At 68.4% G+C, this 24,701-nt stretch carries 24 protein-coding genes; 9 read left to right on the top strand and 15 right to left on the bottom strand.

The window, feature by feature from the left end; all coding sequences use genetic code 11:
- Window positions 1-23 precede the first annotated feature (23 nt).
- The 4 genes from ABL843_RS11100 to ABL843_RS11085 form a co-directional block, all read right to left on the bottom strand.
- A complete protein-coding gene (locus tag ABL843_RS11100) occupies window positions 24-326 on the bottom strand; it encodes a hypothetical protein (protein WP_418119894.1) in 303 nt (100 codons plus the stop codon).
- A 397-nt stretch (window positions 327-723) separates the two neighbouring features.
- Window positions 724-1,677 carry a hypothetical protein gene (locus tag ABL843_RS11095; protein WP_418119893.1) on the bottom strand — a complete coding sequence of 318 codons (954 nt, stop codon included), beginning with the start codon at window positions 1,675-1,677 and terminating at the stop codon, window positions 724-726.
- Between the two features lie 20 nt (window positions 1,678-1,697).
- Window positions 1,698-3,002: a glycosyltransferase gene (locus tag ABL843_RS11090; protein ID WP_418119892.1), complete on the bottom strand. Its 1,305-nt coding sequence runs from the start codon at window positions 3,000-3,002 to the stop codon at window positions 1,698-1,700.
- Between the two features lie 145 nt (window positions 3,003-3,147).
- Window positions 3,148-4,062, bottom strand: a complete 915-nt coding sequence (locus ABL843_RS11085; RefSeq protein WP_418119891.1) for a hypothetical protein — start codon at window positions 4,060-4,062, stop codon at window positions 3,148-3,150.
- 95 nt (window positions 4,063-4,157) lie between these two features.
- Here ABL843_RS11085 and ABL843_RS11080 point away from each other — a divergent pair, with 95 nt between their 5' ends.
- The 3 genes from ABL843_RS11080 to ABL843_RS11070 all read left to right on the top strand — a co-directional run bounded on the left by ABL843_RS11080 (window position 4,158) and on the right by ABL843_RS11070 (window position 7,947).
- Window positions 4,158-4,718, top strand: coding sequence for a hypothetical protein (locus tag ABL843_RS11080; RefSeq protein ID WP_369658703.1), 561 nt, complete (start codon window positions 4,158-4,160; stop codon window positions 4,716-4,718).
- Window positions 4,715-5,950 carry a PrsW family intramembrane metalloprotease gene (locus tag ABL843_RS11075; RefSeq protein ID WP_418119890.1) on the top strand — a complete coding sequence of 412 codons (1,236 nt, stop codon included), beginning with the start codon at window positions 4,715-4,717 and terminating at the stop codon, window positions 5,948-5,950. Before ABL843_RS11080 ends, ABL843_RS11075 begins: the two co-directional genes overlap by 4 nt.
- Before the next feature lie 95 nt (window positions 5,951-6,045).
- Window positions 6,046-7,947 (top strand): hypothetical protein, encoded by a 1,902-nt coding sequence (locus ABL843_RS11070; protein ID WP_418119889.1) that lies wholly within the window; start codon window positions 6,046-6,048, stop codon window positions 7,945-7,947.
- On the opposite strand, the gene ABL843_RS11065 is transcribed toward ABL843_RS11070, so the two are convergent.
- On the bottom strand, window positions 7,920-8,720 hold the full coding sequence (locus ABL843_RS11065; protein WP_418119888.1) for a DUF1266 domain-containing protein: 801 nt from the start codon (window positions 8,718-8,720) through the stop codon (window positions 7,920-7,922). The two genes, ABL843_RS11070 and ABL843_RS11065, sit on opposite strands and share 28 nt — an antisense overlap.
- 277 nt (window positions 8,721-8,997) lie before the next feature.
- Between ABL843_RS11065 and ABL843_RS11060 the strand changes: the two genes are divergently transcribed.
- Window positions 8,998-9,579 carry a PadR family transcriptional regulator gene (locus tag ABL843_RS11060; RefSeq protein WP_418119887.1) on the top strand — a complete coding sequence of 194 codons (582 nt, stop codon included), beginning with the start codon at window positions 8,998-9,000 and terminating at the stop codon, window positions 9,577-9,579.
- 56 nt (window positions 9,580-9,635) lie between these two features.
- Window positions 9,636-10,481: a siderophore-interacting protein gene (locus ABL843_RS11055; RefSeq protein WP_418119886.1), complete on the top strand. Its 846-nt coding sequence runs from the start codon at window positions 9,636-9,638 to the stop codon at window positions 10,479-10,481.
- Window positions 10,482-10,527: 46 nt separating this feature from the next.
- On the opposite strand, the gene ABL843_RS11050 is transcribed toward ABL843_RS11055, so the two are convergent.
- The 3 genes from ABL843_RS11050 to ABL843_RS11040 form a co-directional block, all read right to left on the bottom strand.
- Complete coding sequence (locus tag ABL843_RS11050; RefSeq protein ID WP_184636389.1) at window positions 10,528-12,060, bottom strand: DHA2 family efflux MFS transporter permease subunit; 1,533 nt, start codon at window positions 12,058-12,060, stop codon at window positions 10,528-10,530.
- Window positions 12,057-12,530 (bottom strand): MarR family winged helix-turn-helix transcriptional regulator, encoded by a 474-nt coding sequence (locus ABL843_RS11045; RefSeq protein ID WP_369658709.1) that lies wholly within the window; start codon window positions 12,528-12,530, stop codon window positions 12,057-12,059. The genes ABL843_RS11050 and ABL843_RS11045 overlap by 4 nt, the downstream gene beginning before the upstream one ends.
- Before the next feature lie 72 nt (window positions 12,531-12,602).
- Window positions 12,603-13,580, bottom strand: a complete 978-nt coding sequence (locus ABL843_RS11040; protein WP_418119885.1) for a magnesium and cobalt transport protein CorA — start codon at window positions 13,578-13,580, stop codon at window positions 12,603-12,605.
- Window positions 13,581-13,812: 232 nt separating this feature from the next.
- Here ABL843_RS11040 and ABL843_RS11035 point away from each other — a divergent pair, with 232 nt between their 5' ends.
- A complete protein-coding gene (locus tag ABL843_RS11035; RefSeq protein ID WP_311736990.1) occupies window positions 13,813-15,330 on the top strand; it encodes a sensor domain-containing diguanylate cyclase in 1,518 nt (505 codons plus the stop codon).
- A 37-nt stretch (window positions 15,331-15,367) separates the two neighbouring features.
- Here ABL843_RS11035 and ABL843_RS11030 read toward each other — a convergent pair whose 3' ends face one another.
- Window positions 15,368-15,922, bottom strand: a complete 555-nt coding sequence (locus ABL843_RS11030; RefSeq protein WP_369658712.1) for a DUF2878 domain-containing protein — start codon at window positions 15,920-15,922, stop codon at window positions 15,368-15,370.
- Between the two features lie 161 nt (window positions 15,923-16,083).
- Here ABL843_RS11030 and ABL843_RS11025 point away from each other — a divergent pair, with 161 nt between their 5' ends.
- Complete coding sequence (locus ABL843_RS11025) at window positions 16,084-17,670, top strand: cryptochrome/photolyase family protein (protein WP_369658713.1); 1,587 nt, start codon at window positions 16,084-16,086, stop codon at window positions 17,668-17,670.
- A 33-nt stretch (window positions 17,671-17,703) separates the two neighbouring features.
- Here ABL843_RS11025 and ABL843_RS11020 read toward each other — a convergent pair whose 3' ends face one another.
- Genes ABL843_RS11020 through ABL843_RS11010 form a run of 3 tightly spaced genes read right to left on the bottom strand, consistent with a single transcriptional unit; the run spans window position 17,704 to window position 21,115 of the window.
- Window positions 17,704-18,921 carry a class I SAM-dependent methyltransferase gene (locus tag ABL843_RS11020; RefSeq protein ID WP_418119884.1) on the bottom strand — a complete coding sequence of 406 codons (1,218 nt, stop codon included), beginning with the start codon at window positions 18,919-18,921 and terminating at the stop codon, window positions 17,704-17,706.
- Entirely contained in the window at window positions 18,918-19,706 is a 789-nt protein-coding gene (locus tag ABL843_RS11015; protein WP_418119883.1) for a DUF1365 domain-containing protein, read from the bottom strand. The genes ABL843_RS11020 and ABL843_RS11015 overlap by 4 nt, the downstream gene beginning before the upstream one ends.
- Window positions 19,703-21,115 carry an NAD(P)/FAD-dependent oxidoreductase gene (locus ABL843_RS11010; RefSeq protein ID WP_418119882.1) on the bottom strand — a complete coding sequence of 471 codons (1,413 nt, stop codon included), beginning with the start codon at window positions 21,113-21,115 and terminating at the stop codon, window positions 19,703-19,705. Before ABL843_RS11010 ends, ABL843_RS11015 begins: the two co-directional genes overlap by 4 nt.
- A gap of 187 nt (window positions 21,116-21,302) precedes the next feature.
- Here ABL843_RS11010 and ABL843_RS11005 point away from each other — a divergent pair, with 187 nt between their 5' ends.
- Complete coding sequence (locus ABL843_RS11005; protein ID WP_240650761.1) at window positions 21,303-21,875, top strand: sigma-70 family RNA polymerase sigma factor; 573 nt, start codon at window positions 21,303-21,305, stop codon at window positions 21,873-21,875.
- Complete coding sequence (locus ABL843_RS11000; RefSeq protein WP_369658717.1) at window positions 21,875-22,534, top strand: ChrR family anti-sigma-E factor; 660 nt, start codon at window positions 21,875-21,877, stop codon at window positions 22,532-22,534. Before ABL843_RS11005 ends, ABL843_RS11000 begins: the two co-directional genes overlap by 1 nt.
- On the opposite strand, the gene ABL843_RS10995 is transcribed toward ABL843_RS11000, so the two are convergent.
- From ABL843_RS10995 to ABL843_RS10985, 3 genes are read right to left on the bottom strand one after another with little or no spacing between them, the layout of a single operon-like run.
- Window positions 22,497-22,928, bottom strand: coding sequence for a DUF2177 family protein (locus tag ABL843_RS10995; RefSeq protein ID WP_418119881.1), 432 nt, complete (start codon window positions 22,926-22,928; stop codon window positions 22,497-22,499). The genes ABL843_RS11000 and ABL843_RS10995 overlap by 38 nt on opposite strands.
- Entirely contained in the window at window positions 22,925-23,551 is a 627-nt protein-coding gene (locus ABL843_RS10990) for a DUF6134 family protein (RefSeq protein WP_418119880.1), read from the bottom strand. Before ABL843_RS10990 ends, ABL843_RS10995 begins: the two co-directional genes overlap by 4 nt.
- A complete protein-coding gene (locus tag ABL843_RS10985) occupies window positions 23,551-24,600 on the bottom strand; it encodes an SAM-dependent methyltransferase (RefSeq protein WP_418119879.1) in 1,050 nt (349 codons plus the stop codon). The genes ABL843_RS10990 and ABL843_RS10985 overlap by 1 nt, the downstream gene beginning before the upstream one ends.
- Window positions 24,601-24,701 lie beyond the last annotated feature (101 nt).

Raw genomic sequence — 24,701 nt, 5'->3', positions numbered from 1 at the left:
ATCCTGGCCCGGCCCGGTCTCTTCTACCCCCTCCCACTCACCTCCAACAACATCTCCGCCTCCCGAGCCAAATCAGCGGCAATCCAGAGCATGTTGTCCCGATGCTTCTCCCCCGCCTCCTCGAACCACCCGTTGCCGTCGCCATAACAGCACCACAGCAGCGAGTTCAGCTGCGCCAGTTTGATTTCGAGTAGTTCCCTTGCCTCGTCGGGCGTCGGGGTGGGCGCCGTGGGCTTGGCGGTGGTGCCGCGCGTGTTGCTGTTGCTGTTGCCGCTGCGGCGGGAAGATTTGGGCGTGGGACGCCCGGCCATAATTCGCTCAGCCATTTGGTGTGCTCTCCTTCCAAGGTAATGCACGTCATGTGGTCAGACGGTCAGGGTGTTTGCGCGCCCTGGCCGTCGCCTTTTGTGCCTCACGTTCGCACCAGTGCACCGAGGAGCACCGGCAACCCGCCGTGAGGTGGGCGGTTCATCAGGTCAGTGGGTCAGCTGTTGGGGGAGCTCCTTTCACGATCGGTGGTCGTCGCCCACTAGGAGGGGCGTCTTGCGACAGGGGCATTCACTTTAGAGAAGCAAAGCCGCGCAAGAGAAAAGATTTCGTCGAGGATTTCTCGAATCAGCGGGATATCTGCCGGGGCGCTGAGGCGGGACACAAAGCTATGACGTTTGAGGGCCTGTCGCCCTCTGCCGGCTCGTGTCTTTGGTGGCTGGTTCGTGCCTGCGATCAGAACCGGATGATCCACTCCCCACGCAGATACCGATACTGGTAGCTCGGCCCCGCGAAGGTGGTGCTGCGGCTGTAGCCGGCGCCGAAGCGGAACACATGCGCGCCCCTCACCGGGCTTTGCAGGCTCACGTCGAGCAGCCTCGTGGGCTGGCTCATGTCGTGGTTGATGGTCTCGTTGCCGAGGCCTGCGGTCACGGAGGCGGTCCATCCCTGGAAGCGGTGGCGCCAGCCGATGGCGAACATCGACTCGCTGTAGCTCGTGGGGTTGAAGTAGGCCCTGTCGACGTCGTCGTGGGTGCTTCGGTATGTGCGGTAGCGCGCCTGCAGCGTGAGCCCGAGGTCGAGCGAGGGCTGGTAGATGAGCCGCAGGCGGCCGTGGTCTCGCCGGTTGCCGTCTGAAAAGTACTGCTGTGCGACGAGGCCCACCAGGGTGACGTGGTCGCCCAGGCGCTGGTCGGCCGCGACGCCGACGAAGGTGAAGTCGATGCCCCGGTCGAGCGACTTCGGGGTTTCGACCCAGTCGCGCGTGATGAGGAATTCGACCGCCGTGCTCTTGGTGGGCGATATGCGGTAGCTGCCGTCGAGCGTGAGCAGCGTGTGGCCGCCCTGCTCGAACACGCCGGCTTCCATGGAGCCGCCGTCGGCGGTTCGGGTTTCGATGTCGCGCGCGAGGAAGGTGAGCTTCTGGCCGCTTCTTTTCCAGCTGTCTTGCTTGTATCGGTAGTCGCCGAGCCTGAAGCCGAGAAAACGGTCGGCATTTTCAAAGGCGGGAAAGAATTCGACGGACACGCGGCGCGACTGGAAATGGTCGCTGTCGTTGGTCAGGTAGAACTCGGGGCCGAAGGCCATGGTCTTGGGCTTCTCTTCTTCCTGCGCCTGGCAGGAAGCGGCGGCAAGCAGCGCGAGCGCCGGAATAAAAAGAAAAGAAGCGGTGGCCGAATTTCGTCTCATCGGTTTCATCGATGCCTGGGTCATTTGGTGCCCCAGGACTTGGGCCTTTTGAAGAGTTCGTCCAGATATCCGAGAACGCTGGCCGGCTGAAGAATCAGGCTGTAGAGCAGCACGTAGATGAAGAAGCCCTGGAAATTCTTTCGCACGACGAGCCCGGTTTGCTTGAACATCCGGCGCTCGATGGAAAACATCAGCAGGCTCAATGCGAATGCGGCCGGTATGAGCGCAAGGGTCATCGGGCCGACGATCCAGAAATAGCCGAAGAGCGCGAGTACCAGCCCCGGAATGAATCCGATGGTGTAGGCCAGGTCGAGCCACGGAAAAAGCAGGTTCCAGTAAATGAAGAAGGTCGAAAGCCGCGGCTGCAGAAGAATGCCCGGGTGCTTGGCGAAGGCCTCGGTCATGCCGCGCGCCCAGCGCTGGCGCTGCTTCACCAGTTGGCGGATGCTGGTGGGCACGTTGGTGAAGAGGCAGGCGTCCTCGCAGTGGCCGATGCGGTAGCCGGCCTTCAGCAGGGCCCAGGTGAGCACGATGTCTTCACCCACGCATTCGGGCCAGCCGCCGACCTCTTCGAGCGCGTCGCGGTCGTAGAGGGAGAAGGCGCCCTGCGCCACCAGCGTGCCCTGGAAGAGCGACTGCACGCGCTTGATGGCCGCGATGCCGTGGAAGTAGTCCCACTCCTGGCAGCGGGTGATCCAGTTGTAGCGCGAGTTGCGCACCAGGATCTTTCCGGCAACGGCGCGCGTATTGGGCGGGTCGGAGTGGTAGCGCTCGACGATGCTGGTGAGCGCGCCTTTGTAGAGGAATGAATCGGCATCGACCGTGATGACGATGTCGTGCAGCACCTGTTTGAAGCCGATATTCAGGGCGCGCGCCTTGCCGCCGTTCTGCTTGAGGTCGACAAAAGTGATCCACGGATACCGGGCGCAGGCGCCCTCGACCACGGTGGCGGTGCCGTCCTTGGAGCCGTCGTTGATCACGAGGACCTGCAATTCGCCGGGGTAGTTTTGCCGCTCGATGCTGACGAGGGTCTCTTCAATGGAGGCTTCCTCGTTGTACGCGGCGATCAGGATGGATATCGGGGGATAGACAGAGAGCGCGGTACGCGGCGGCCTTTTGTCCAGAAGCAGGCTGATGGCCAGAAATGCATTCATGAACCCCGGAACGATGGCAATGCCATAAACCAGGAAAACGGCCAGCACGATGCCGACATGGGTGGTCAGCTCGGTCAGCCAGGCCTGTGCGGCCCAGATCGAAAAGGCAACCCACGCAACCGAGCCGATCAATGCGATGAAGAACTTGCCCGATACGGGCAGGTAGATCATGGAATGAGGCGTCTTTTGGCTGCTGTCGGTCATATCGCCTTGTGACAATTCCGCGAAATGTAATCTTCCGCGGAGGCGATGAATAGTCTCGTTACCCCGTCACGCCATTTTTGCAACAGTCGCGCATCGGTGTGCGCGAGAGCTATTACGAGGGGTCGTAGCCCGGCGCAGAACTGATTTCGTTCGGCTTGTAGATCTTGTGCTGCGCCATGCCGGTGCCGGCATCTGTTACCACCAGCAGGCGCCACAGCGGCTCGCGCACGGAGCAGTCGCTTTCTTCCTTGCCGAGCTTGAAGCTGGGCACGCCGGGCGCGGTGCCCTTGACGGTCACGCGCAGCAGGGTCTGGCCCTTGGCGTTCGACACTTCGAGGTCGAAACCCTTGCCGGTCATGTTCTCGGCCTTGTAGCCGTAGCCGGTGAAATGCTTGACAACGTATTCGAGGGCGGCGGCCTGCACGGCTTCGGGCGTGGCCTTTTCGTCGTCGGCGGCCTTGGCGGCGGCGGAGAGTTTCTGCGGAATGTTGCCGCGCTCCCTGGCGGCCTGCACTTCGGCTTCGCTCGGCGCCCAGCCGCGCGGGCCGCGCACGAGCACGGCGAGTTTCTGTTCGGGCTCCCAGCTGGCCACATGCCATTCGTCGTCGTCGCGCACGCGGGTGGACACCTTGGCGTCCTTGTTGCTCTCGACTTCGAGAATGGCGATGCGGTTGGTCTGCACCACGGCGCGAAAGCCGTTGCCGGCGTCGTAGCTCCGCTTGAGCAGCGCGAGTCTGTCTTTTGCGCGCTGCAGCTGCTGGGCGTTGCGCTCGCCGCCGCCGGCGCGGTGGTGGGCGTCGAGCGATTCAAGGTAGAACCAGCGCCCACTGGCCGACACGTTGACCCATTCGGCCCAGATGGTGGCGATGACGTTGTCGCCGGTGGCCAGCCACGCGTGCTCGAATGGTTTGTCGCGCGCGTCGAACACACCCATCTTGGCGACGATCTCGACCGGCGTGAGCCGTGGGCCCTTGAGCCGCATCTCGTCGATCACAGTGAGTACGCGGGGGTCGACTTCCTTGTCCATTCAGTGGAATTCTGCTGAGTTTGAGGGGGTGGGGAGTATGCCGCATCGCCCGGCGCCGACACCGTGCGCAGGCAATCGTATGGCACGATCAAAGGATGAACGAGCCCTCACGCCGCATACCGTATCGCACCTGGCCTGGGGCGCTGGCGGTGCTCCTCGCCATTGCCGCCTACGTGGGCGGCCTCACCTGGTGGGACCGCCACACGCCGGGCAACCGGCCGCTGCAGCCGGGCGAAACGGTCGAGGCGGGCCAGGCCAGGTTCGTGCCGGCCGAGGGTTGGGAGATGGACGTTGCGCGCTCCAAGGCGGGCCAGTCGCTGATGCTCTTCAAGGGCGGCCACAAGTTCCTGGTGACGACCTTCCCATGGGCGGGCGGGCCCGATGGCCCTCTCGTGCGCCAGCAGCGGCTGATGGAGCGCGGCCAGCGCCTGCAGATCGACGGCGACGTGTCTGACTTCATCACCTCCTGGGGCCTGCAGGGCAAGACTTTCGCGTACTACGGTTCGAAGCTGGCGGGCCGGTTCTGGCAGGTGGTCGACGTGCGGCGCAAGTCGCTGGTGCAGATCGACTTCTGGGGCTCCAGCGACGGCATGGACGACGCGCTGCAGGAGGCGCGCTCGATGCTCGACTCGATGGACCTGGAGGCGCCGCAATGAACATGCCGGTGTTCGACCAGGGCGACCAAAGCGGCCAGGGCAGCCAGCAGGTGACCGAGGTGGCCGGCTGGCCCGTCGGCACCGACTCCTTCTTCCAGCCCCGGCGCGTGGCCTTCTGGGTGCTGGCGGCGCTGATATTGAACGGGCTGTTCTACACGGTCTACATGTTCTCGCTGGGGGTGCGGGTGGTGCCCGTTACCGCCTTCCTGGGGCTGACGGTGTGGGGCATCTACACGATGCTCTTCGTGCAGGCCTTCCGCACGCTCGACCTGCTGGAGCAGCACCCGACGGAGGCCTACGTGCTGGCCTTCGCATGGGGCGGCATGGGCGCCGTGTACTTCGCGGCGCCGGCCAACGTCGCGATCCAGAGCCTGTGCGCCAAGCTGATTTCGCCGGAGTTCGTCGCCACCTGGGGGCCGGCCATTGCGGGGCCGGTGACGGAAGAGTTTTTGAAGCTCGCAGGCGTCGTCCTGCTGGTGCTGGTGGCGCGCAACCAGTTCCAGACATATCTGTCGGTACTGATCGTCGGCGCGATGGTGGGGCTGGGCTTCCAGGTGGTCGAGAACCTGAGCTACACGGTCAAGTCGGCGGTGCACTTTCCGCTGGAGAACCAGGTCTATCCGGTGCTTCTGAACCTGTTCACGCGCGGGCTGCTGAGCGGGCTGTGGAGCCACGCGGCCTACACGGCGATCGCGTCTTTCGGCGTCGCCTGGTTCCTGCTGCATCCGCAGCGGCCGATGGTGGCGCGCGTCGCGGTCGCGGTGCTGTGCTTCGTGCTCGCGTGGGCGATGCACTTCATCTGGAATTCGCCCTTCCTCGAAGACCTGTTCGACGGCGGCTATGGCCAGATGGCGGTAATGCTGGTCATCAAGGGCCTGCCCGCGATCATCGTTGCCGCCCTCTTCTGGCATGTTGCCGCGCGCGAGAACGGCACCTACCTGCATGCGCTGGCGGCCTGGTTCGTGCCCGAGCGCGACCTGATCCGCGACGACGAATGGGTGCGGCTGGGCGCGCCCATGCAGCGCTACAGGGTGCGCCGCGAAATGGGCTGGACCTACGGCTGGCGCGCAAGACGCCTGAAGACGCACCTGCAGCGCGAGCAGTTGCGGCTGATCCGCAAGGCCGCCACCTACGGGCGCGGGCCGCAGACGCTGAAGCACGAGACGGCGGTGAGGCGGCTGCGGGCCAAGCTCGACCCGATCATCGCGGCAGGAATCACGGCGAAGACCTGAGGCGTTGGTTTCTCGCGATGACGGGCAATTCCTGCCCCGAATTGTTAAAAAAGATTGCTAAAGTCGTACGCGTCATGCGACGACAACAACAAGAAATGCTTGGACTGCGCCTGTTGGCGCTGCTGGTGCTCCTCTTGCTGGGCACCGGCTGGAGCTTCCCCGCCAGGGCCGTCACGCTCGTCGAACAGGCTCAGCTCACGCTGACGCTGCATGGCAAACACCCCACGGACCAGCCGCCGCAGCCGCACGCGGTGCAGCTGCCCTACAACTGGGACCAGCGGCAGGGCGCGGTCGATGGCGAGGCGGCTTTCGCGTTCGACATTCCCGTTACCGATCCGAGCGTGCCGCACGCGCTGTTCGTGCCGCGCATCGGCAACAGCTTCAGGGTGCTGGTCGATGGACGGGAGTTGGCGCGATTCGGCACCTTTCCGCCGGGGCCGTACGACGATGCCTCGTTCACGCCGCAGTACTTCGCGCTGCCGGATTCATCGGCCCCGGTGCGGCGCGTGGAGATCGTCGTCGCCGCGCAGGCCGCACGCCAGGGCGGGCTCTCGCCAGTGGTGGCGGGCACCGAGGCGGAGATCCGGCCGCTGTACGAAGACGCGCTCTTCTGGCAGATCAGCGGCGGGCGCTTCATCGCCATCGTGAGCGGCGTGCTCGGGGCGCTGTCGCTGCTGGTGTGGCTGCGGCAACGCGAGTCGCTGTATCTCTACTACGGCCTGGGCGAGCTGCTCTGGTCGGTGCAGACGGCGCGGGTGCTCTTCACCCATGCGCCGCTGCCGTGGCCCTGGTGGGGCGTGGTGCCGTTGGCGGCCTTCCAGGCGGCGGTGCCGCTGCTGTGCCGCTTCGCGCTGTCGGTGGTGGGCAAGGGAGACTCGCGGCTCGCGCGCTTTCTCGGCCTGCTCGCGCTGCTGTCTCCGGTGACGGCCACGCTGGGCATCACGGTGCCGCTGCTGTGGCTGATGCCGGCGTGGCAGATCCTCTTCTTCCTGTCCGGCCTGGCGATGGTGGTGGTCGTGCTGCGGGTGGCGGTACGCAGCCCGGTGCTGGAGCACCGCGTGCTGGGCGTGGCGGTGGTGCTGGTGGTGCTGAGCGCCGCGCGCGACAACTGGGTGATGCGCACCTCGCCCGAGGCCTATGCGGTGGTGCCGTGGATCCGCTTCGCGTGGGTGGGCTTCGCGATCTCGCTGGCCTGGGTGATCGCCGAGCGCATGCGCAAGGACGTGCGCGCCGTGGCGCAGATGAACGCATCGCTCGAGGCCGAGCTGGCCGAGCGCAACGCGGCGCTCGAAGCCGTCTTCGCGCGCGAACGCGAAGGCGAGAAGGCACGCGGCGCGCTGGAAGAGCGCCAGCGCCTCACGCAGGACCTGCACGATGGCCTCGGCGGCCAGCTCGTCGGCCTGCTGCAGATGGCGCAGCAGCCCGGCACCGCCATGAACGACGTGGCGCTGCACCTGCGCGACGCAGTCGACCAGCTCAAGCTCACGGTGGACGCCATGCACGGCTGCGAAGGCGACGTGGCCTCCGCACTCGGCAGCGTGCGCTACCGCCTCGGCCCTCGCCTGCAGGCTGCCGGCATCGAGCTGCGATGGGACGTCGGTTCCCTGCCCACGATGACGGGCTGGACCGCACGCGAATCGCACCAGTTGCAGATGCTGCTGTTCGAAGCCTTCGGAAACCTGATGGCGCATGCGCAGGCGACGCAGGCCGGCCTTGGCGCGAGGCTGCTGGAAGGCTCCGGGGAACGCGCCATCAAGATCGAGCTGCAGGACAACGGCCGCGGCTTCGACACGCAAGCGGCGTTCGCCGGCAAGGGCCTCGCGAACATGCGCACGCGCGCCGCTGCGCTGGGAGGCACGCTCACCGTGCGCTCGCAGCCCGGCGAAACCAGCCTGCTGCTGCGCCTGCCGGTACCGGCGGCATCGACGACGCCGGGCGAGCCCGGGCGGGAAACGGGCCGGCCGCCGCTTCAGCCGGCGAACGGCACGCTGCGATAGGGACTGCGCGCGTCGCTCAGCAGCAGGCGGTTGGTGCGCAGCAGGTGCTCTTCGCGCGCATCGGAATACTTCCAGATCAGGCCGCCGGCGATGTAGGCAGCGCTCACCTGCGGCCAGCTGCCGTACGCCTCGCGCACCTGACTGGCGAGCCCGCCGGCAAAGCCCGCGAACTCCGCGCGCTCGATGTAGCCGAGCTGCACCGCCCAGCGCGACAGGCTGGCCAGGCGCACGGCGTCCCACGCGACCAGGCTGGATATGTCGGCGGGCGAGACCTTGAAGTGCTTGCGCAGCTCGTCCACCCAGCTGCGGCTGCCCGCCATCAACTGGGCCAGGTCCGCCATCGGCTTGCCGCTCTGCGCCGAGAGCTCGCGGTAGTCCAGGCTCTTGCGCGCCTTGATCTGGAAGAACGAGGGGAAGAAGGCGTCCATCGCCATGCGCAGCACCGCTGGCGTTTCCTGCGTTGCCGTGTCGATCGCGGCAATGGCGTTCCACAGGGACCGGTAGGCCGATCGCTGCCCTTCCTCGACGAGCCATCGGGCGGTCTGCTCGAAGCTGGCGCGGTCGTGCACGCTCCACACGTCGGCGATGCCTTCGCGCAGCACGTCGTTGTCCTTGCCGGTGGCCACCGCGTTCACGAAGTCGCCGTTGAAGGCGGACAAAGGCGCGCTGAGCGTGACCAGCCATTGCTCCTGGCCCGAGAGCGCCTCAGCCGCATCGAAGTGAAGCTTGTCGTTGTCCATCATCGCGTGGCCGAGCGTGTCCATCATCCCCATTGAAACTCCCTGTGTTCGAAGCGCCCATGCATCCGGCGGATGCCAGGCAGGTTGACAAATGGTGGGGCCGCACGCGCGGCGAACTGGCGCCGGATTGGCGTGGCAGGCACGCCGCAGCCCCGAGGAAGGGCAGATGTTAACCAGAACGGACGTCCGGACATCCGATGAATTCGGGCCTTGGCCAACAAGAGGCACGCCCTTCGTTCCGGGTATCGATTTGACTAAATTTTAGATATATCTAAAATAATTCAGACATACTTCAAGAAGGATTCCCACCATGAGACATTTCCACTTCGGCCACGGCCATCACCACTGCAGCGTCGCCCGCGGCGAGCATGAAGACGGCCTTTCCGGCGGGGGCCGCGGTCATCGCGGCGGACGTGGCGGCGGCGGGCGCGTGTTCGGCCATGGCGGCCTGCGCTTCGTGCTGCTGCAGCTCATCGCCGACAAGCCCTCGCACGGCTACGAACTCATCAAGGCCATCGAAGAGCGCCTCGGCGGCAGCTACGCGCCCAGCCCCGGCGTGGTCTACCCCACGCTCACGCTGCTCGAGGAGATGGGCTATCTCAGCGTAGACACCGCCGACGGCAGCGGCCGCAAGAGCTACAGCATCACCGACAGCGGCCGCGAATTCCTCGCGGCCAACCGCGAGATGGCCGACGCCATGATGGCCCGCATGAGCGGCGGCGTAGACGGCACCGGCCCGCGCGGCGGACGCCCGCCGCAGGTCACGCGCGCCATCGAGAACCTCAAGCTCGCGATGCGCATGCGCCTGACGGGCGCGCCGCTGACCGATCAACAGGCGCACGAATTTGCCGCGGTGCTCGACGCCGCGGCCCAGCAGATCGAAAGGATCTGAGGGGCCGAGGGCAACCCGAATCCCAACCAACCCTGTCTCGCAACAGGATTTCCGCAATGACTGACTTCAGTACATCACCAGCGTCCACGGCACCCATCGTGCCGGACCGCACGCCCCGCCGGGTGCGCCACGAGCTGCGCTTCCGCAAGCTCGCGGTGAAGACCGTGCAGCGCGTGACGCCGCACCTGATCCGCGTCACGCTCGCCGGCGACGACCTCGCGGGCTTCTACAGCCCGGGCTTCGACGACCACGTGAAGCTGTTCTTTCCCGACGCCGCCACCGGCAAGCTGAGCCTGCCCACCATGGGCCCCGAAGGCCCGGTGTGGCCCGAAGGCCGCCCCACCATGCGCGACTACACGCCGCGCAACCACGACGCGAAGGCCGGCACGCTCGAGATCGACTTCGCGCTGCACGAGGCCGGTCCGGCCACGCAATGGGCCGAGCAGGCGAAACCCGGCGACATCCTCGGCGTGGGCGGCCCGCGCGGCTCGTTCATCTTGCCGACCGAATTCGACTGGCACCTGCTGATCGGCGACGACACCGCCCTGCCCGCGATCTCGCGGCGCCTGGCCGAACTGCCCGCCGGCTCGCGCGCGGTGGTGCTGGCGGAAGTCGACAGCGAAGCCGACGAGATCGCGTTCGACACGCAGGCCGAGCTCACCCTGAAATGGGCGCACCGCCGAGGCACCGAGCCCGGCCTGAGCCCCGTGCTTGTCGACACGCTGAAGGCCATGCAGCTGCCTGCCGGCGACTTCCACGCGTGGGTGGGCTGCGAATCGGCCATCGCCAAGGCGCTGCGCGCGCACCTGGTGGGCGAGCGCGGCGCGAACCCGAAATGGACGCGGGCCTCGGGCTACTGGCGCCGCGGTGCGGTGGCCACGCACGATTCGCACGACGAGTGAGCCGGGGTTTGCTCCTTACCCCGCTGGGGAGGGAGAAATGCCGGGGTCAGTGCGGCACTTCAGCCGGGCCTGAAGCCGCCGCGCTGCGCCTCGGGCTGCGTATCAGCAACAGCAGCGGAATCGCCAGCACCGTGATGATCATCATGATGGCGAAGTCGTCGAGATAGCCGATCAGCGCGCCCTGCCGCGTCACCTCGGCGTTGAGCAACGCGAGCCCGGTGGCGGTGTCGGGCGACATCGTCTGCGGCAGGGTCGCGAGCGCCGCGTTGCCCGGCGCCACGGTCGAGGCGATCTGCGCATGCGCCCTGCTCGAGCCTTCGGTCAGCAGCGCCTGCACGATCGAGATGCCCACGCTGCTGCCGATGTTGCGCAGCAGGCTGAAGATGGGCGTGCCCTGGTTGCGCAGCCTCGGCGCCAGCGTGGCGAAGGTGGCGGTGGAAAGCGGCACGAAGGTGAAGCCGATGCCCAGCCCCTGGATGAAGCCCGAGACCACGATGAGCGTGCTGTCCATCTGCAGCGTGAGCCGCGTCATCTGGTAAAGCGAGAAGGCCGTGAGGCCGAAGCCCAGCGCCATGATCGCGCGCACGTCGATGCGCTGCACCAGCCGCCCGACGATGATCATCGCGATCATCGTTCCCACGCCGCGCGGCGCGGTCACCTCGCCGGTGTAGATCACCGGGTAGCCCATCAGCCCCTGCAGGAAGTTGGGCAGCAAGGCCATGGTCGCGAACAGGATCATGCCGACGATGAACGCGAACAGCAGGCCGGTGACGAAGTTGCGGTCCTTCAGCAGGTCGCGGTCGAAGAAGGAGACGCCCTGCACCGTCCAGGTGTGGACCACGAAGAAGCAGAAGGCCACCAGCGCGGCCGCGGCCTCGAGCTTGATCTCCCACGACTCGAACCAGTCGAGCTGCTCGCCGCGATCGAGGAAGAGCTGCAGCATGCCGATGGCGATGCTCAGCGTGACGAAGCCGAAGATGTCCAGCCGCTCGCCCTGCGGCCGGCTCTCGGGCAGGTAGCGCGCGATGCCCCAGAAGGCGAACACGCCCACCGGCAGGTTGATGAAGAACACCCAGCGCCAGTCGAAGTTCTCGGTGAGCCAGCCGCCCAGCAGCGGCCCGAGGATGGGCCCGACCATGATGCCCGCGCCCCAGATGGCCATGGCCTGGCCGACCTTCTCGCGCGGGTTGATGTCCAGCAGCACCGCCTGCGACAGCGGCACCAGCGCCGCGCCGAAGATGCCCTGCAGCAGCCGCGCGGCCACGATACCCACCAGCGAGGTCGCCAGCCCGCACAGCGCCGAAGCCACGGTGAAGCCGATCACCGAGATGATGAACACGCGCCGGCGCCCCCAGTGCCCGCAAAGCCAGCCCGTGAGCGGCAGTGCGATGGCCGAGGCCACGATGTACGAGGTGAGCACCCAGGTGATCTGGTCCTGCGAGGCCTGCAGGCTGCCCTGCATGTGCGGCAGCGCCACGTTGGCGATGGTGGTGTCCAGCGCCTGCATGATGGTCGCCAGCATGATCGAGATGGTGATCATGCCGCGGTGCGGCACGGTGGTTCCGGGCGCGACGCTCATGACGGCTTGCGGCCGGCCGGCGAGGTGATCTCCACGAGGCTGCCGTGCACCCGTGCGAGCAGGCTCAGCAGCTGGGCGCGCTCGGCCTGCGAGAGCACCGACATCACGCGGGCGTTGAGCCCGTCGCTGATGCTCAGGGCGCTGTCGAGCGCCTTCTCGGCGCTGGGCTCCAGGTGGATCCTGTTGACGCGGCGGTCGGTGGGGCTGGGCTCGCGGCGTATCCAGCCGGCGGCGGCCATGCGGTCGCACAGGCCGGCCACGGCCATGGGGGTGAGGTCGAGCCGCTGCGCCAGTTCGGCCTGCGAGAGCGGCTCTTCTTCGTCGCCGTGCATCGCCAGCGCGCCCAGCAGGCGGCACTGCGCGCTGGTGAGCCCGATGCGCTCACGCGCGAGGCGGTCGAACTCCTCGCTGTAGAGCTTGCCCACGCTCTTGACGAGGAAGCCGAAGCGCTGCGTGAAGTCCCTTTTCATAAGGGACTTGATTGTCTACATGTTTATTAGTTGAGCATTAGCAACGAGGGCATCCGAGGCTCTTTGGAGTCTCTAGAGCCAACCTGCTCGCCTGAACCGGTAATAGAGATAGCCACAGGTGCTCACGATCAGCCCCAGCGCAATGCCGTAGCCGTAGCGGAATTTCAGCTCCGGCATGTTCTCGAAGTTCATGCCCCAGATGCCGGCGAAGGCGGTGCACACCGCGAAGATGCTGGCCCAGGCCGCGAGGCGCTTGGTGACCTCGCTCTCCTCGATGGTGACCATCGACAGGTTCACCTGGATCGCCGTGGCGATGGTGTCGCGCATCGCGTCGATCGACGCGTTGATGCGCGCCAGGTGGTCGCCCACGTCGCGGAAGTATTCCTGCGAGCTCATGCAGATCTGCGGCACGCGCCCGCCGTGCATCTTGCCGGCCGCCTCCACCAGCGGCGCCACCGCGCGCTTGAGGACCATGCTGCGCCGCTTCAGGTCATAGAGCTGCTTGATCTTGTCGCGCGCCGCGCCGCCCTGGCCGAAGATCTGCTGCTCGATGGACTCCAGCTCCACTTCCAGCGCGTCGATCACCGGGAAGTAGCGGTCGACCACCGCGTCCATCAGCGCGTACAGCACGAAGCCGGCGCCGTGGCGCAGCAACTCCGGCTCGCGCTCGCAGCGCTCGCGCACGCCCAGGAAGCCCTGCTTGCTGCGGTTGCGCACCGACAGCACGTAGTTGGCGCCGACGAAGACGTCGACCTCGCCCACGTTCATGCAGTGCTCGCCCTCGGCCGAGGGCTCCACCAGGTGCATGACGACGAAGAGCGAGTCGCCGTATTCCTCCATCTTCGGGCGCTGGTGACCGTGGTGGGCGTCTTCCACCGCCAGCGGATGCAGGCCGAACTCCTTCTGCATCTCGCGCAGTTCCTCGTCGGAGGCATCGCTCAGCGCCACCCAGACGAAGCAGCCGGGCCGGCTGATGTATTCGCTGATGTCCTCGACCGATATGTCGGCGAGCTTGGAGCCGTTTTCGTAGGCGACGCAGTTGATCAGCATCGATGCCCTCGCAGTTCACGTTGGTGGAAGCCTTCGATGGTGCCACGGGCCTCCCGCTGCCGCCGGTGGGGCTGTCGCCGGGGCTTCGGCCGGCTCGGCTAGAGTTCGCCATGGTCCGGCCGGCGCGAGACCGGTGAACGCAGTCCAGCGGCGCAGCACAGACGCCGCAACGCACAAGATGGGGAAAAGGGAGGAAGTCGATGAGAAAAAGCTTGCTCGAGGAGTCGCTCAAGTGAAGCGGGACGTTCGCCTTGCGAAGACCCTGCTCGCGGCCGTCATGATCTCGGTGTCGGCAGCCACCGGCTGGCAGCTCTGGACATCGCGCGAACAGACGCTGGCCGCAGCCGACACCAACAACCTCAACCTTGCCCAGGCGCTGAACATCTACGCCGAAGGCATCTTCACCCAGAGCGACATGCTGCTGCAGGGCGTGACCGAGACGCTGAAGGCCGACGGTCACCCGCACGCGCACCTGCAGCGCGTGCAGTCGCTGGTCGAGCGGCAGAAGCGCCTGCTCGACCCGCTCGACGGCGTCGCCGTCCTCGATGCCAGGGGCGACTGGCTGATCTACTCCAAGGGACAGGTTCCGCCGGGCACCAACAGCGCCCATCGGCCCTACTTCGTGCATCACCGCGACACGCGCTCCAACGATGTCCTCATCAGCCCGCCGCTTCGCAACCCGTTCACCGGCGAATGGGGTATCACGGTCAGCCGACGCCTCGAGGACGACAAGGGCCAGTTCGCAGGCGTCGTCGTCATCGGCCTGGGCCTGCAGAACTTCCTGCGCGCATTCGGAACCATCGCCCTGCCCGACACCGGCACCATCGGCCTGAGCACCAACACGGGGCAGATGCTGGTGCTCTATCCCTACCGCGAGAAGTACGTCGGCCTCGACTTCTCGAAGTCGGTCAATTTCCAGCGCCACTTCTCGGGCACTTCGGGTACCGCATCGTTCCGCTCCAGCGTGGATGGAACGAAGCGGCTCTACGCCTTCCGCAAGAGCGACCGCTACCCGGTGCTGACCACCGTGGCGGTGGGCCGCGACCAGGCGCTGCAGGCCTGGAGGCACCAGGCGCTGCTGACGCTCGCCGTCGTCGGCGCCCTGCTGACCGCGGTGGCCGCAGTGGGCTGGAAGCTGATCATCAACATCGGGCGGCGGATCAGGGCCGAGGCTTCGCTGATGGCCGCGCGCGAGGACCTGCTGCAGGCCAACCGCCGGCTGGAGATCTTGGCAACGCAGGACCCGCTCACCGGCCTGGCCAACCGCCGCAGCTTCGACGAAGTGCTGGCGCAGGAATCCCGCCGCGCGGCCAGGGAAGGCACGGCCCTGTCGCTGCTGCTGCTGGACCTGGACTACTTCAAGAGCTTCAACGATGCCTATGGCCACGTCGCCGGCGACCAGTGCCTGAGGGCCGTCGCAATGGCGCTCAGGCGCAGCATCAGGCGCCCGGGCGACCTGGTCGCGCGCTACGGCGGAGAGGAGCTGGCGATCGTGCTGCCCAGCACCGGCCTGCAGGGCGCCCGCAAGGTCGCGGAACTCATGCTCGAACAGGTGCGCGCGCTCGGCATCACCCACAGCGAGAGCCCGCATGGGCAGGTCACCGTCAGCATCGGCGTGGCGACCCTGCAGGACCCGCAGTCGCACGCGCCGGAGCAGCGGCTCGTCGAGGCGGCGGACGCCGCGCTCTACAAGGCCAAGCAGGGTGGACGCAACTGCTGGGTCAGCCAGGAGGAATGGGTGGCGGGCTGAGCCTCATGCGGCTCTGAAGCAGGCGGGCCCGGCGGAATCAGCGCAGCATGCGGCGGGTGGCGCGCTGCCCCAGCCAGCGCGCCAGCTCCACGAGCAGCGGCGTGATCACCGCCCAGCCGGCCCCCAGCACCAGCATCGCCCGGCTGGGGTCGGGAAAGTGGCCGGCCCCCATCCGCACCGCGGCCGCGTAAGACAAGGCACCGCCCACGCCGCCGATCACGGCCGAGAGCAGCCAGCGCCCGTGCAGCCAGCGCAGCGGCCCGCGCAGCGTGGTCGAGAACAGCGCCCACAGCCCCAGGATCCACGCGGGCGCCACGCCCGGCCAGGGCCCCGGCGAGGCATAGACCAGCACGCCGCCGCGCGCCATGCCGGTGTCCCATGCCAGGCCCAGCAGCACCGCGCACAGCGCCAGCAGCAGTTCGTCGCGGCGCGCATCGCTGAACCACAGGTTCAGCAGCACGGCGCCGATGCAGGCCGCCACGCCCCAACCGGGGGCGCCGCGCGCGGCGCCCAGCACGCACGCGAACCAGGCGGCCTGGAAGACCACGAGGTTGAGAACGGTGGGGCCGTACTGGCGCAGCAGTGTCTTCATGCGGACCGGGCCTGTTCGGCGAAAGCTGCGGCGGTGATCCGGGCACGGCCCTGCGGCGTAGGGAAGTTGCGGGGCCGGCGACGTTCGGCCCGGGCCGCCGCATTTCCGGGAGTCACGATGCCAGCTTCGATCACGCCAGCCCCGGTGCGGGCGAGCCGTTCATGACGCCGCCGATCCGTCACCTGGTGCTGGTGCTGGGCGACCAGTTGGACAGCAAGGCCTCGGCCTTCGACGGCTTCGATCCCGCGCAGGACGGCATCTGGATGGCCGAGGTGCGCGAGGAGTCCACGCACGTCGCCTCCAGCCGCATCCGCATCGCCCTGTTCCTGTCCGCCATGCGCCATCACGCGCGGCTGCTGCGCGAGCGCGGCTGGCCGCTGCACTACGTGAGCCTGGACGATCCCGCGAACACCGGCAGCCTGGCCGGCGAACTGGCGCGTGCGATCCGGCTGCTGCGGCCCGAGCGGCTGGTGATGACCGCGCCGGGCGACTGGCGCGTGCTGCGCGCGCTGCGTCGCGCCGCCGCAGAGGCCGGGCTCGCGCTGGAGCTGCGCGACGACCGCCACTTCTTCTGTACCGTGCGCGAGTTCGCCGACCATGCCCGCAGCCGCCGCACCCTGCGCATGGAAAACTTCTACCGGCAGATGCGCCGCCAGCACCGCGTGCTGATGGAAGGCGAGGAAGGAACGCAAAGCTACGGGCCCGCCGGAGGGCGCTGGAATTTCGATGCCGACAACCGCCAGCCCTTCGGCGCCGAGGGTCCGGGCATCGTGCCCGAGCCCGCCCGCTTCGAGCCCGACGCGATCACGCAGGAGGTGCTGGCGCTGGTGGCCCGGGAGTTCGAACGCCATCCGGGCGAGCTCGATGGCTTCGCCTGGCCGGTGACGCGCGAGCAGGCGCTGCTGGCGCTGGAGCGCTTCGTCGACGAGCGGCTGCCCGGCTTCGGCCCCTGGCAGGACGCGATCTGGCCCGGCCAGCCCTGGCTGTGGCACGCCCACCTCTCGGCCGCGATGAACCTCAAGCTGATCGAGCCGCGCGAAGTGGTCGCGCGGGTGGAACGCGCCTGGCAGGAGGGCCGCATTCCGCTGCCGAGCGCCGAAGGGTTCATCCGCCAGGTGCTGGGCTGGCGCGAATATGTGCGCGGCGTCTACTGGACTTCCATGCCCGGCCTCGTGGAGTCGAACGCGCTGGATGCGCGGGCGCCGCTGCCGGCCTTCTACTGGACCGGCGATACGCCGATGGCCTGCCTGTCGGACGCGATCCGGCAGACGCTGCGCCTGGGCTACGCCCATCACATCCAGCGCCTGATGATCACTGGCCTGTTCGCGCTGCTGCTCGGCGTGCGGCCGCGCGAGGTCCACGAGTGGTATCTCGCCATCTACGTCGATGCGGTGGAATGGGTGGAGCTGCCCAACACCGCGGGCATGAGCCAGTACGCGGACGGCGGCGTGATGACGAGCAAGCCCTACATCGCCAGCGGCAAGTACATCGAGCGCATGAGCGGCGGGCAGTACTGCGCCCAGTGCCGCTACCGGCCCGGCGTCAGCCAGGGGCCCGAGGCCTGCCCCTTCACGACGCTCTACTGGGACTTCCTGCTCAGGCACCGCGAGCGCTTCGCGAAGCACCAGCGCATCGGCGCGCAGGTGCGCAACCTCTCGCGGCTGTCCGGGCAGCAGGCCGAGGCGATCAGGGCGCAGGCCGCCGCGCTTCGCGACGCGCTCGAAAAGGCGGGCGGCTACACGCCCTGACACCGCGCTCGCCATCTGCCGCCGGCGCCTTCCTCAGGCATCGGCCGCACGCAGCCGGTACAGTCCCACATCGATGCGCCCGCAGCGAAAGCCGGCCTCGCAGTACGACAGGTAGTAAGTCCACAGCCGCTTGAACGCGGCATCGAAGCCCAGCGGCTCGATCTGCGGCCAGGCCGCCAGGAACCGCCGGCGCCACTCGGCGAGCGTTCGCGCATAGTCCATTCCGAAGCAGTGCGAAGTCTCGATGACGAACCCCGCGCGCCGTGCCTGCTCTTGCAGCACGCGCGGGCTGGGCAGCATGCCGCCCGGGAAGATGCAGTGCTGGATGAAGTCGGCCCTCTGCCGGTAGCCGTCGAAGTGCTCGTCGGCGATGGTGATCGCCTGCAGCACCGCCACGCCACCGGGCTGGAGGCGGTCGCGCAGGGTCGCGAAGTAGGCGGGCCAGTAGGCCTCGCCGACGGCTTCGATCATCTCGATGGACACGATGCGGTCGAACCGGCCCTGCACGTCGCGGTAGTCCTGCAGCCTCAGGTCGAGCCGCTCGGCCACGTCCCATGCCTGGCCGCGCTCGCGCGCGAAGGCCAGTTGCTCGGCCGACAGCGTGAGCCCCGTCACGCGCGCCTCGTGCCGGCGGGCCAGGCTCGCCGCCAGCGTTCCCCAGCCGCAGCCGATTTCGAGCACGTTCGCGCCTTGCGGGGTGTCGAGCATGCGGTGGATGGCATCGAGGCGGCGCGCCTGGGCGGCCTCGAGAGTGTCGTCGGGCTCGTCGCTGAAGATCGCGCTCGAATACAGCATGCTGTCGTCGAGCCAGTGCCGGTAGAACTCGTTGCCCAGGTCGTAGTGGAAGGAGATGTTGTGCCGGCTGCCGCTGCGGCTGTTCCTGCGCGCCAGGTGCAGCAGCCGCGCCAGCCAGCGCGAAGGGCCGCGGCCCTTGAGCAGCGAGCCCCAGGCGGCCTCGTTGGCCAGGCCGAATTCGAAGAGGGCCAGCAGGTCGGGGCTGTCCCATTCGCCGTCGCGGAAGCTCAGGGCCAGGCCGAGGTCGCCCTGCATGAGCAGCCGCACGATCGGCCGCCAGCTCGAAAGGCGCAGGCTGGCATGCGGGCCCGGCTCGCGGCCGGCCACCTCGATGCTGCGCCCGCCGGGCAGCGTCAGCGCCAGCCGGCCGAAGCGCGTGCGCGCGAGCAGGCGCCGCAGCGGCGAGAAGGACGGCACGGCGTCGAGAACGGGGGCGGAGGGCGTGGTCAGGCTCATGGAGTCTCGCTCGTGGAAACGATGGTGATGTCGCGCTCCGGGGCTGCCGGACGCGGATGCAGGGGCACGCGCTTGATCCACAGGCGCAGCGCCTGCCAGTGGATGGCCGCGACGACCTTGAGGGTCAGCAGCGGATGGGTCAGGAAGACGCGCAGCAGCGCGAGGTCGCTCAGCGCGGTGCGCCGGCCGTCCTGGCGCGCGTTGAGCACGGCGCCGTCGGCATCGTGCACGCTCACGCCGATCGACACCGACTCGCCCGGCGGCGCGATGCGGAAGCGGTAGCGCAGGTCCATGCCGTTGAAGGGCGAGACGTACATCTGCTTGTCGCAGCGCTGGTCGATGACCGGGGCGGCGGCGTCGGCCACCGGGATCAGGTAGCTGTGGCGCTGCCCGAAGGTGTTGTTGACCTCGTAGACCATCGCCTGCAGCTCGCCTCCCGGGGCGTGGCAGAACCACACGCTGAGCGGGTTGAAGACGTGGCCAAGCAGGCGCGGCATGGTCAGCAGCCGGATCGCGCCGCCCGTGGGCAGGCCGGCCTCGCGCAGCCGCGCCTCGACCTGGGCGCGCAGGTCGCGGCCCGAGCCGTCGCCGTAGTCGCCGGCGTGGAAGCTGAACAGGTTGAAGCGGTCCACCGAGAACAGGCGCAGCCGGGCGTTCAGCTGCGGCAGCTCGTCGATGTCGACCAGCACGTTGTAGATGCGGTAGGCGAGCCGATGGCGCCGGGGCCGCAGCCGCTGGTGCATGACGCGCCCGACATAGAGCGCCGAGCCGCCCTGCCCGCTCATGGGGCGACCGCCCTCGCCGCCTGCGCTGCCTGCGCGGCCTGAGGCAGGTGGATGCGCCCGGACTCCTGCGGCACGCTCCAGGGCCGGCGAACGCCACCCAGTGCCTCGGCGACCGCCAGGCCGGACTGCAGCCCGTCCTCGTGGAAGCCGGAGCCGAAGTAGGCGCCGCAGAACCAGGTGCGGCGCTGGCCCTGCAGGTTCCAGAGATGGCGCTGCGCGGCCATGGCGGCGGCATCGAACAGCGGATGGTCGTAGACCTCCGTGCGGATCAGGTGCTCGGGCCGCGGGCCGGCGACAGGGTTCAGCGTCAGGAAGATCGGCTCGGCCCGCGGGCCCTGCGGCAGGTGGGGTTGCAGCCGGTTCATCCAGTAGGTCACCGTCGGGGCGGCGCTGCTGCCGCGCGTTCCGAGGTAGTTCCAGCTCGACCACACGGCGCGGCGCGCCGGCATCAGTGCCGGGTCGCGGTGCAGCACGGCCAGGTTGCGGCTGTAGGGAAATGCGCCCAGCAGGGCTCGCTCGGCGCTGGAGGCGTCGGGCAGCAGCGCCAGCGACCGGTCGGCGTGGGTCGCCAGCACGACGTGATCGAAGCGCTCGGGCCACCAGCCGCCGGTGGTGCGGATGCGCACGCCGTCGGGCTCGCGATGCAGTTCGAGCACGGCCTCGTCGAGGTGGACCCGGTCGGCAAAAGGCCGGCTCAGGCGCTGCACGTACTCGCGGCTGCCGCCTGCCACGGTGCGCCAGACCGGCCGGTCGCTGATCTGCAGCAGGCCGTGGTTCTCGCAGAAGCGCACGAAGGCCGCCACCGGATAGCGCCCCACCCGCGCGGCGGGCGCCGACCAGATGGCGGCCGCCATGGGATAGAGATGGTCGTCGCGAAACGCGCGGCCGTAGCCGCGGGCGTCCAGGTAGTCGTCCAGCGCCTGGTCGCCGGCGGCCTGGGCATCGCGCGGCGCCTCGCGGTAGAACCGCAGCAGCTCGCGCAGCATCGACCAGAACCTCGGGCTCGCCAGGTTGCGCTTCTGCGCGAACAGGCCGCGCAGGTCGGTCCCGGCGTATTCGAGGCGGCCGGCATCGAGGCTGACGGCGAAGGACATGTCGGAGGCCGCGGTCGGCACGCCCAGATGCCGGAACAAGGCGCTCAGGTTCGGATAGGCGGGCTCGTTGTAGACGATGAAGCCGGTATCCACCGGCACCGTGCCTTCGCGGCCGGGCGCGTCCACCGTGTTGCTGTGCCCGCCGAGGCGCGATTCGCTCTCGAACACCGTCACTTCGTGCCGCTGGGACAGGAGCCAGGCGCAGGAAAGCCCCGAGATGCCGGTGCCGACGACGGCGATGCGCTGGCCCTGCCCCGGCGAGGTAGGTGTCGCGAGGACTGTGGGCTGGGCGGGCTGGGGGTCGAAGGGCGGCATGGTGCGTATCCAAGTGTTGGAGCTTGTACGCAGGAAACCACCATTTGGACCATGGCGCATTGCGGCGATGATCCGATCGCGGCCGGATTGCGTAAGGGTTAGCATGGCCGCCGTTCCCGACCCATCCACCCAACCTGCGGGCATTCCGGTGCCCCGCGGCCGCCGAGCGCCCAACTTGACTGTTGTTGTGACCGATTTCAAGCAGCCGCGCCGCTCCGACGACCTCTGGGCGCAGGCCCTGGCGGCCGTGGCCGAACGGCAGGACAGGGAGGCGTTCGCGCGGCTTTTCTCGCACTTCGCGCCGCGCGTCAAGCACTACCTGATGCACATCGGCTGCCCGGAACTGCAGGCCGAGGAACTGGCCCAGGAAGCGCTGGTGAGCGTGTGGCGCAAGGCCGCGCTGTTCGACCCGGCGCAGGCCGCCGTCTCGACCTGGATCTTCACCATCGCGCGCAACCTGCGCGTGGACGCGCTGCGGCGGCGCCAGGGCGTGGAGTCGGCCGAGGAAGAGTTCGATTTCGACCTGCTCCAGGCGGACGGCGCCTCGCTCGACGACGGGCTGCATGCCTCGCGCCTGAACGAACGCCTGCGCAGCGCCTTCCGGCAGCTGCCGCCCGAGCAGCAGCAGGTGCTGCACCTTTCCTATTTCGAAGACGAACCGCATGCCCGCATCGCGGCCCAGCTGAGCATTCCGCTGGGCACCGTGAAGTCGCGCGTGCGCCTGGCGGTCGCTCAGCTGCGCCGCCTGCTGGAACGCTGATGATGGACATCCGACACCACCCCGACGACGACCTGCTGCTGGCCCGGGCCTCCGGCCAGTTGCCGGCCGGAACGCGGCTGGTACTGGCCAGCCACCTCGAACTGTGCCCGCTGTGCCGCGAGCGCGCGCGCACGCTCGATGCCCTGGGCGGCATCCTGCTCGACGAACTTGAGCCCGTGCCGATGGCCGACGATGCGCTGGCGCGCACCTGGGCAGCGATCGACGCGCTCGAGAACGCGCCTGCCGGGACCGTGCGGGTGAGCGCGCCGCCGCCGCTGCCGCCCGGCGCGCGCTGGCCACGCGCCCTCGCCCACTGCAGCGCCACGCCATGGCGCTGGATCGGCCCCGGCATGCGCTGGAGCCGCGTGAGCGTGCCCGAGGCGCCGGATGCGAACGTCTTCCTGCTGCGCATCGCCGCCGGCAAGTACCTGCCGCAGCACACGCACCAGGGGCTGGAGCTGACCCAGGTGCTGCACGGCCGCTTCCACGACGGGCGGGCCCTGTTCGGCCCCGGGGATTTCGACGCGGCGGATGGAGAAATCCACCACCAGCCCGTGGTCCAGGACGGCAGCGAGTGCATCTGCCTCGCCTCACTGGACGGCCGCCTGCGCTTCGAAAGCGCTATCGCGCGCGTGCTGGGTTCGCTCGTCGGGATGTGAGGCGGGCAGACACCCAGGCCGCCACGCCGCTCACGAAGCTGCCCCACACCAGGTCCGCGATGGTGATGGCCCAGGGCCAGTCGCGCAGCGTCGCCTGGTTGGTGAGGTCGTAGGTGGCGTAGGCCACCAGCCCGAAGAAGGCGCCGCGCCGCAGCGCCACGCCGGCCGAGCCTTCTGCCAAGGCCGGCGCGATCGCGAAGACCAGCAGGCCCGCCAGGTAGATGGCATAGAAAAGCACCGCCGCGAGCCAGTCGACGTCGGACGCCATCAGGTCGCCGAGCGCCGGCTTGTACAGGCGCGGGCCCATGAGCGACAGCCATACGGCGTCCAGCGCGAGAAAACTCACGAGCGCCCACAGGTAGGCGATGGACAAGGTGCGGGCGGAAGGTTTCATGGTGCGCCAGTAGGAGAAGTCAATCGGTAACTCAGCTGCCGGTCGCCCTTGGTCTCGGCGTCCAGCCCGATCCAGCGCCCGCTGTCGGCCGCATACCAGATGCGGATGCGCTGCTGCGCGGCCTGCAGGCGCCAGCCCCGCGCCCGCACGGGCTGGCCGCGGACCTCGATGTTGGTGTCGGGCAGCGGCTCGAAGCGCGCCGGCTCCAGCTTGCCGGTCTGCGGATCGACCAGGCGCTGCTGCTTCGGCAGGCGGGGGTTCCAGTAGGCGAAAGTCATCACGCACTCGTCCTCGAAGCGGCGCGCGACCTGCTGCCGCGTGCCGTCGTCGTCGGTGTCGGCGCGCAGTTCGCGCAGGCAGTCGCCGGCCCAGCGCTCCCCGGCGTGATGGCGATAGCGGTAGACGGGCACGCCGAGCATGCGCACGACGAAGTCGGCGCGGCTGTCGACGCTGCGCGCTGCCGCGCTGCCGCCGACCACGAAGCGATGCGTGCCGATGGGCTTGCCGTCGAGCGTGGCGGTGAAGTTCCACTCGCCTTCCTCGGTCGCGCCCTCCTGCGCCGAGGCCGTGAAGGCCATGCAGGCGGCCATCGCCAGGGCGAGAGCCAGGGCGCGCGCCGGCATCAGCGCTTCTCGAACAGGTAGTGGGCGACCCACCACTGGCCGCCTTCGGCGTAGCCGAACAACTCTTCCACCGAGATGAAGAAAAGGCGCCAGCGCGTCCACCAGATGGGCGCCTCGCTCTCGCCGTAGACGGAAGCCAAGAGCGGCATGAGCTCGTCGCGCCGGGCGTCCATGCGCGCCAGCCAGGCGGCGGAGGTCTTCGCATAGTGGCGGCCGTTCCAGCGCCATTGGCTCAGCAGGCGCAGGTCGTCCTGGCAGCGCAGGGCGAGGTCGTCGCCGGGCATCATGCCGCCCGAGAAGAAGTAGCGGCTCATCCAGTCGCTCGCGTCGCGCACCTCGAAGGGATACGGCGCCTCGCGGTGCACGAACACGTGCATGAAGAAGCGCCCCTGCGGATTCAGCCAGCGCGCAACGTTCGAGAAGGCGCGCGGCCAGTTGCGCAGGTGCTCGAACATTTCCACCGACACCACGCGGTCGAAGCGCCCGGCCGTCTCGAAGTCGTTGAAGTCGCAGGTGATCACCTCGAGGTTGCCCAGGCCGCGGGCCGCGGCCTCGGCGGTGATGAACATCCGTTGCGAATGCGAGTTGGACACCGCCGTGATGCGCGAGCCCGGAAAGCGCTCGGCCATCCACAGGCTCAGCGACCCCCAGCCGCAGCCGAGTTCGAGGATGCGCTGCCCATCTGCAAGGCCCGCACGCGCGCAGGTCTCGGCCAGCGCGGCCGCCTCGGCCTGCTCCAGCGTGTCGACCCCTTCGGGCCACCAGCAGCAGCTGTACTTGCGGTGCGGCCCGAGCACTGCGGCGAAGAAATCAGCCGGCAACTCGTAATGCTGCTCGTTGGCCTTCTCGGGCAGCAGGGCCAGCGGGGCGTTGCGCAGTTCGTCGAAGAATGCCTGCGAGTGCCGCGCGACGGCCTCGGGGTTGCCGCTGTCCAGTTCGGCCAGGCGCTGGCGCAGCAGCCGCCGCACGCCGATGCGGACGGCGCCGTCGGGCACCAGACCCTGTTCGACCCAGTGGATGGCGGCGGATGCGCTGGAGGCTCGGGGCATGGCGGGACGTCGGCAGTGGTTGGTCCCGTGGTACGCAAGGCCGGGCGCGCCGGATCACCGCGCGACGAATTCCGCTTCAGGCCGGCGGCGAACACGGCGCC

The sequence above is a fragment of the Variovorax sp. 350MFTsu5.1 genome (assembly GCF_048302515.1).
GTDB classification, from domain to species: domain Bacteria; phylum Pseudomonadota; class Gammaproteobacteria; order Burkholderiales; family Burkholderiaceae_C; genus Variovorax; species Variovorax guangxiensis.
This window is presented reverse-complemented; position numbering and strand designations above follow the sequence as displayed.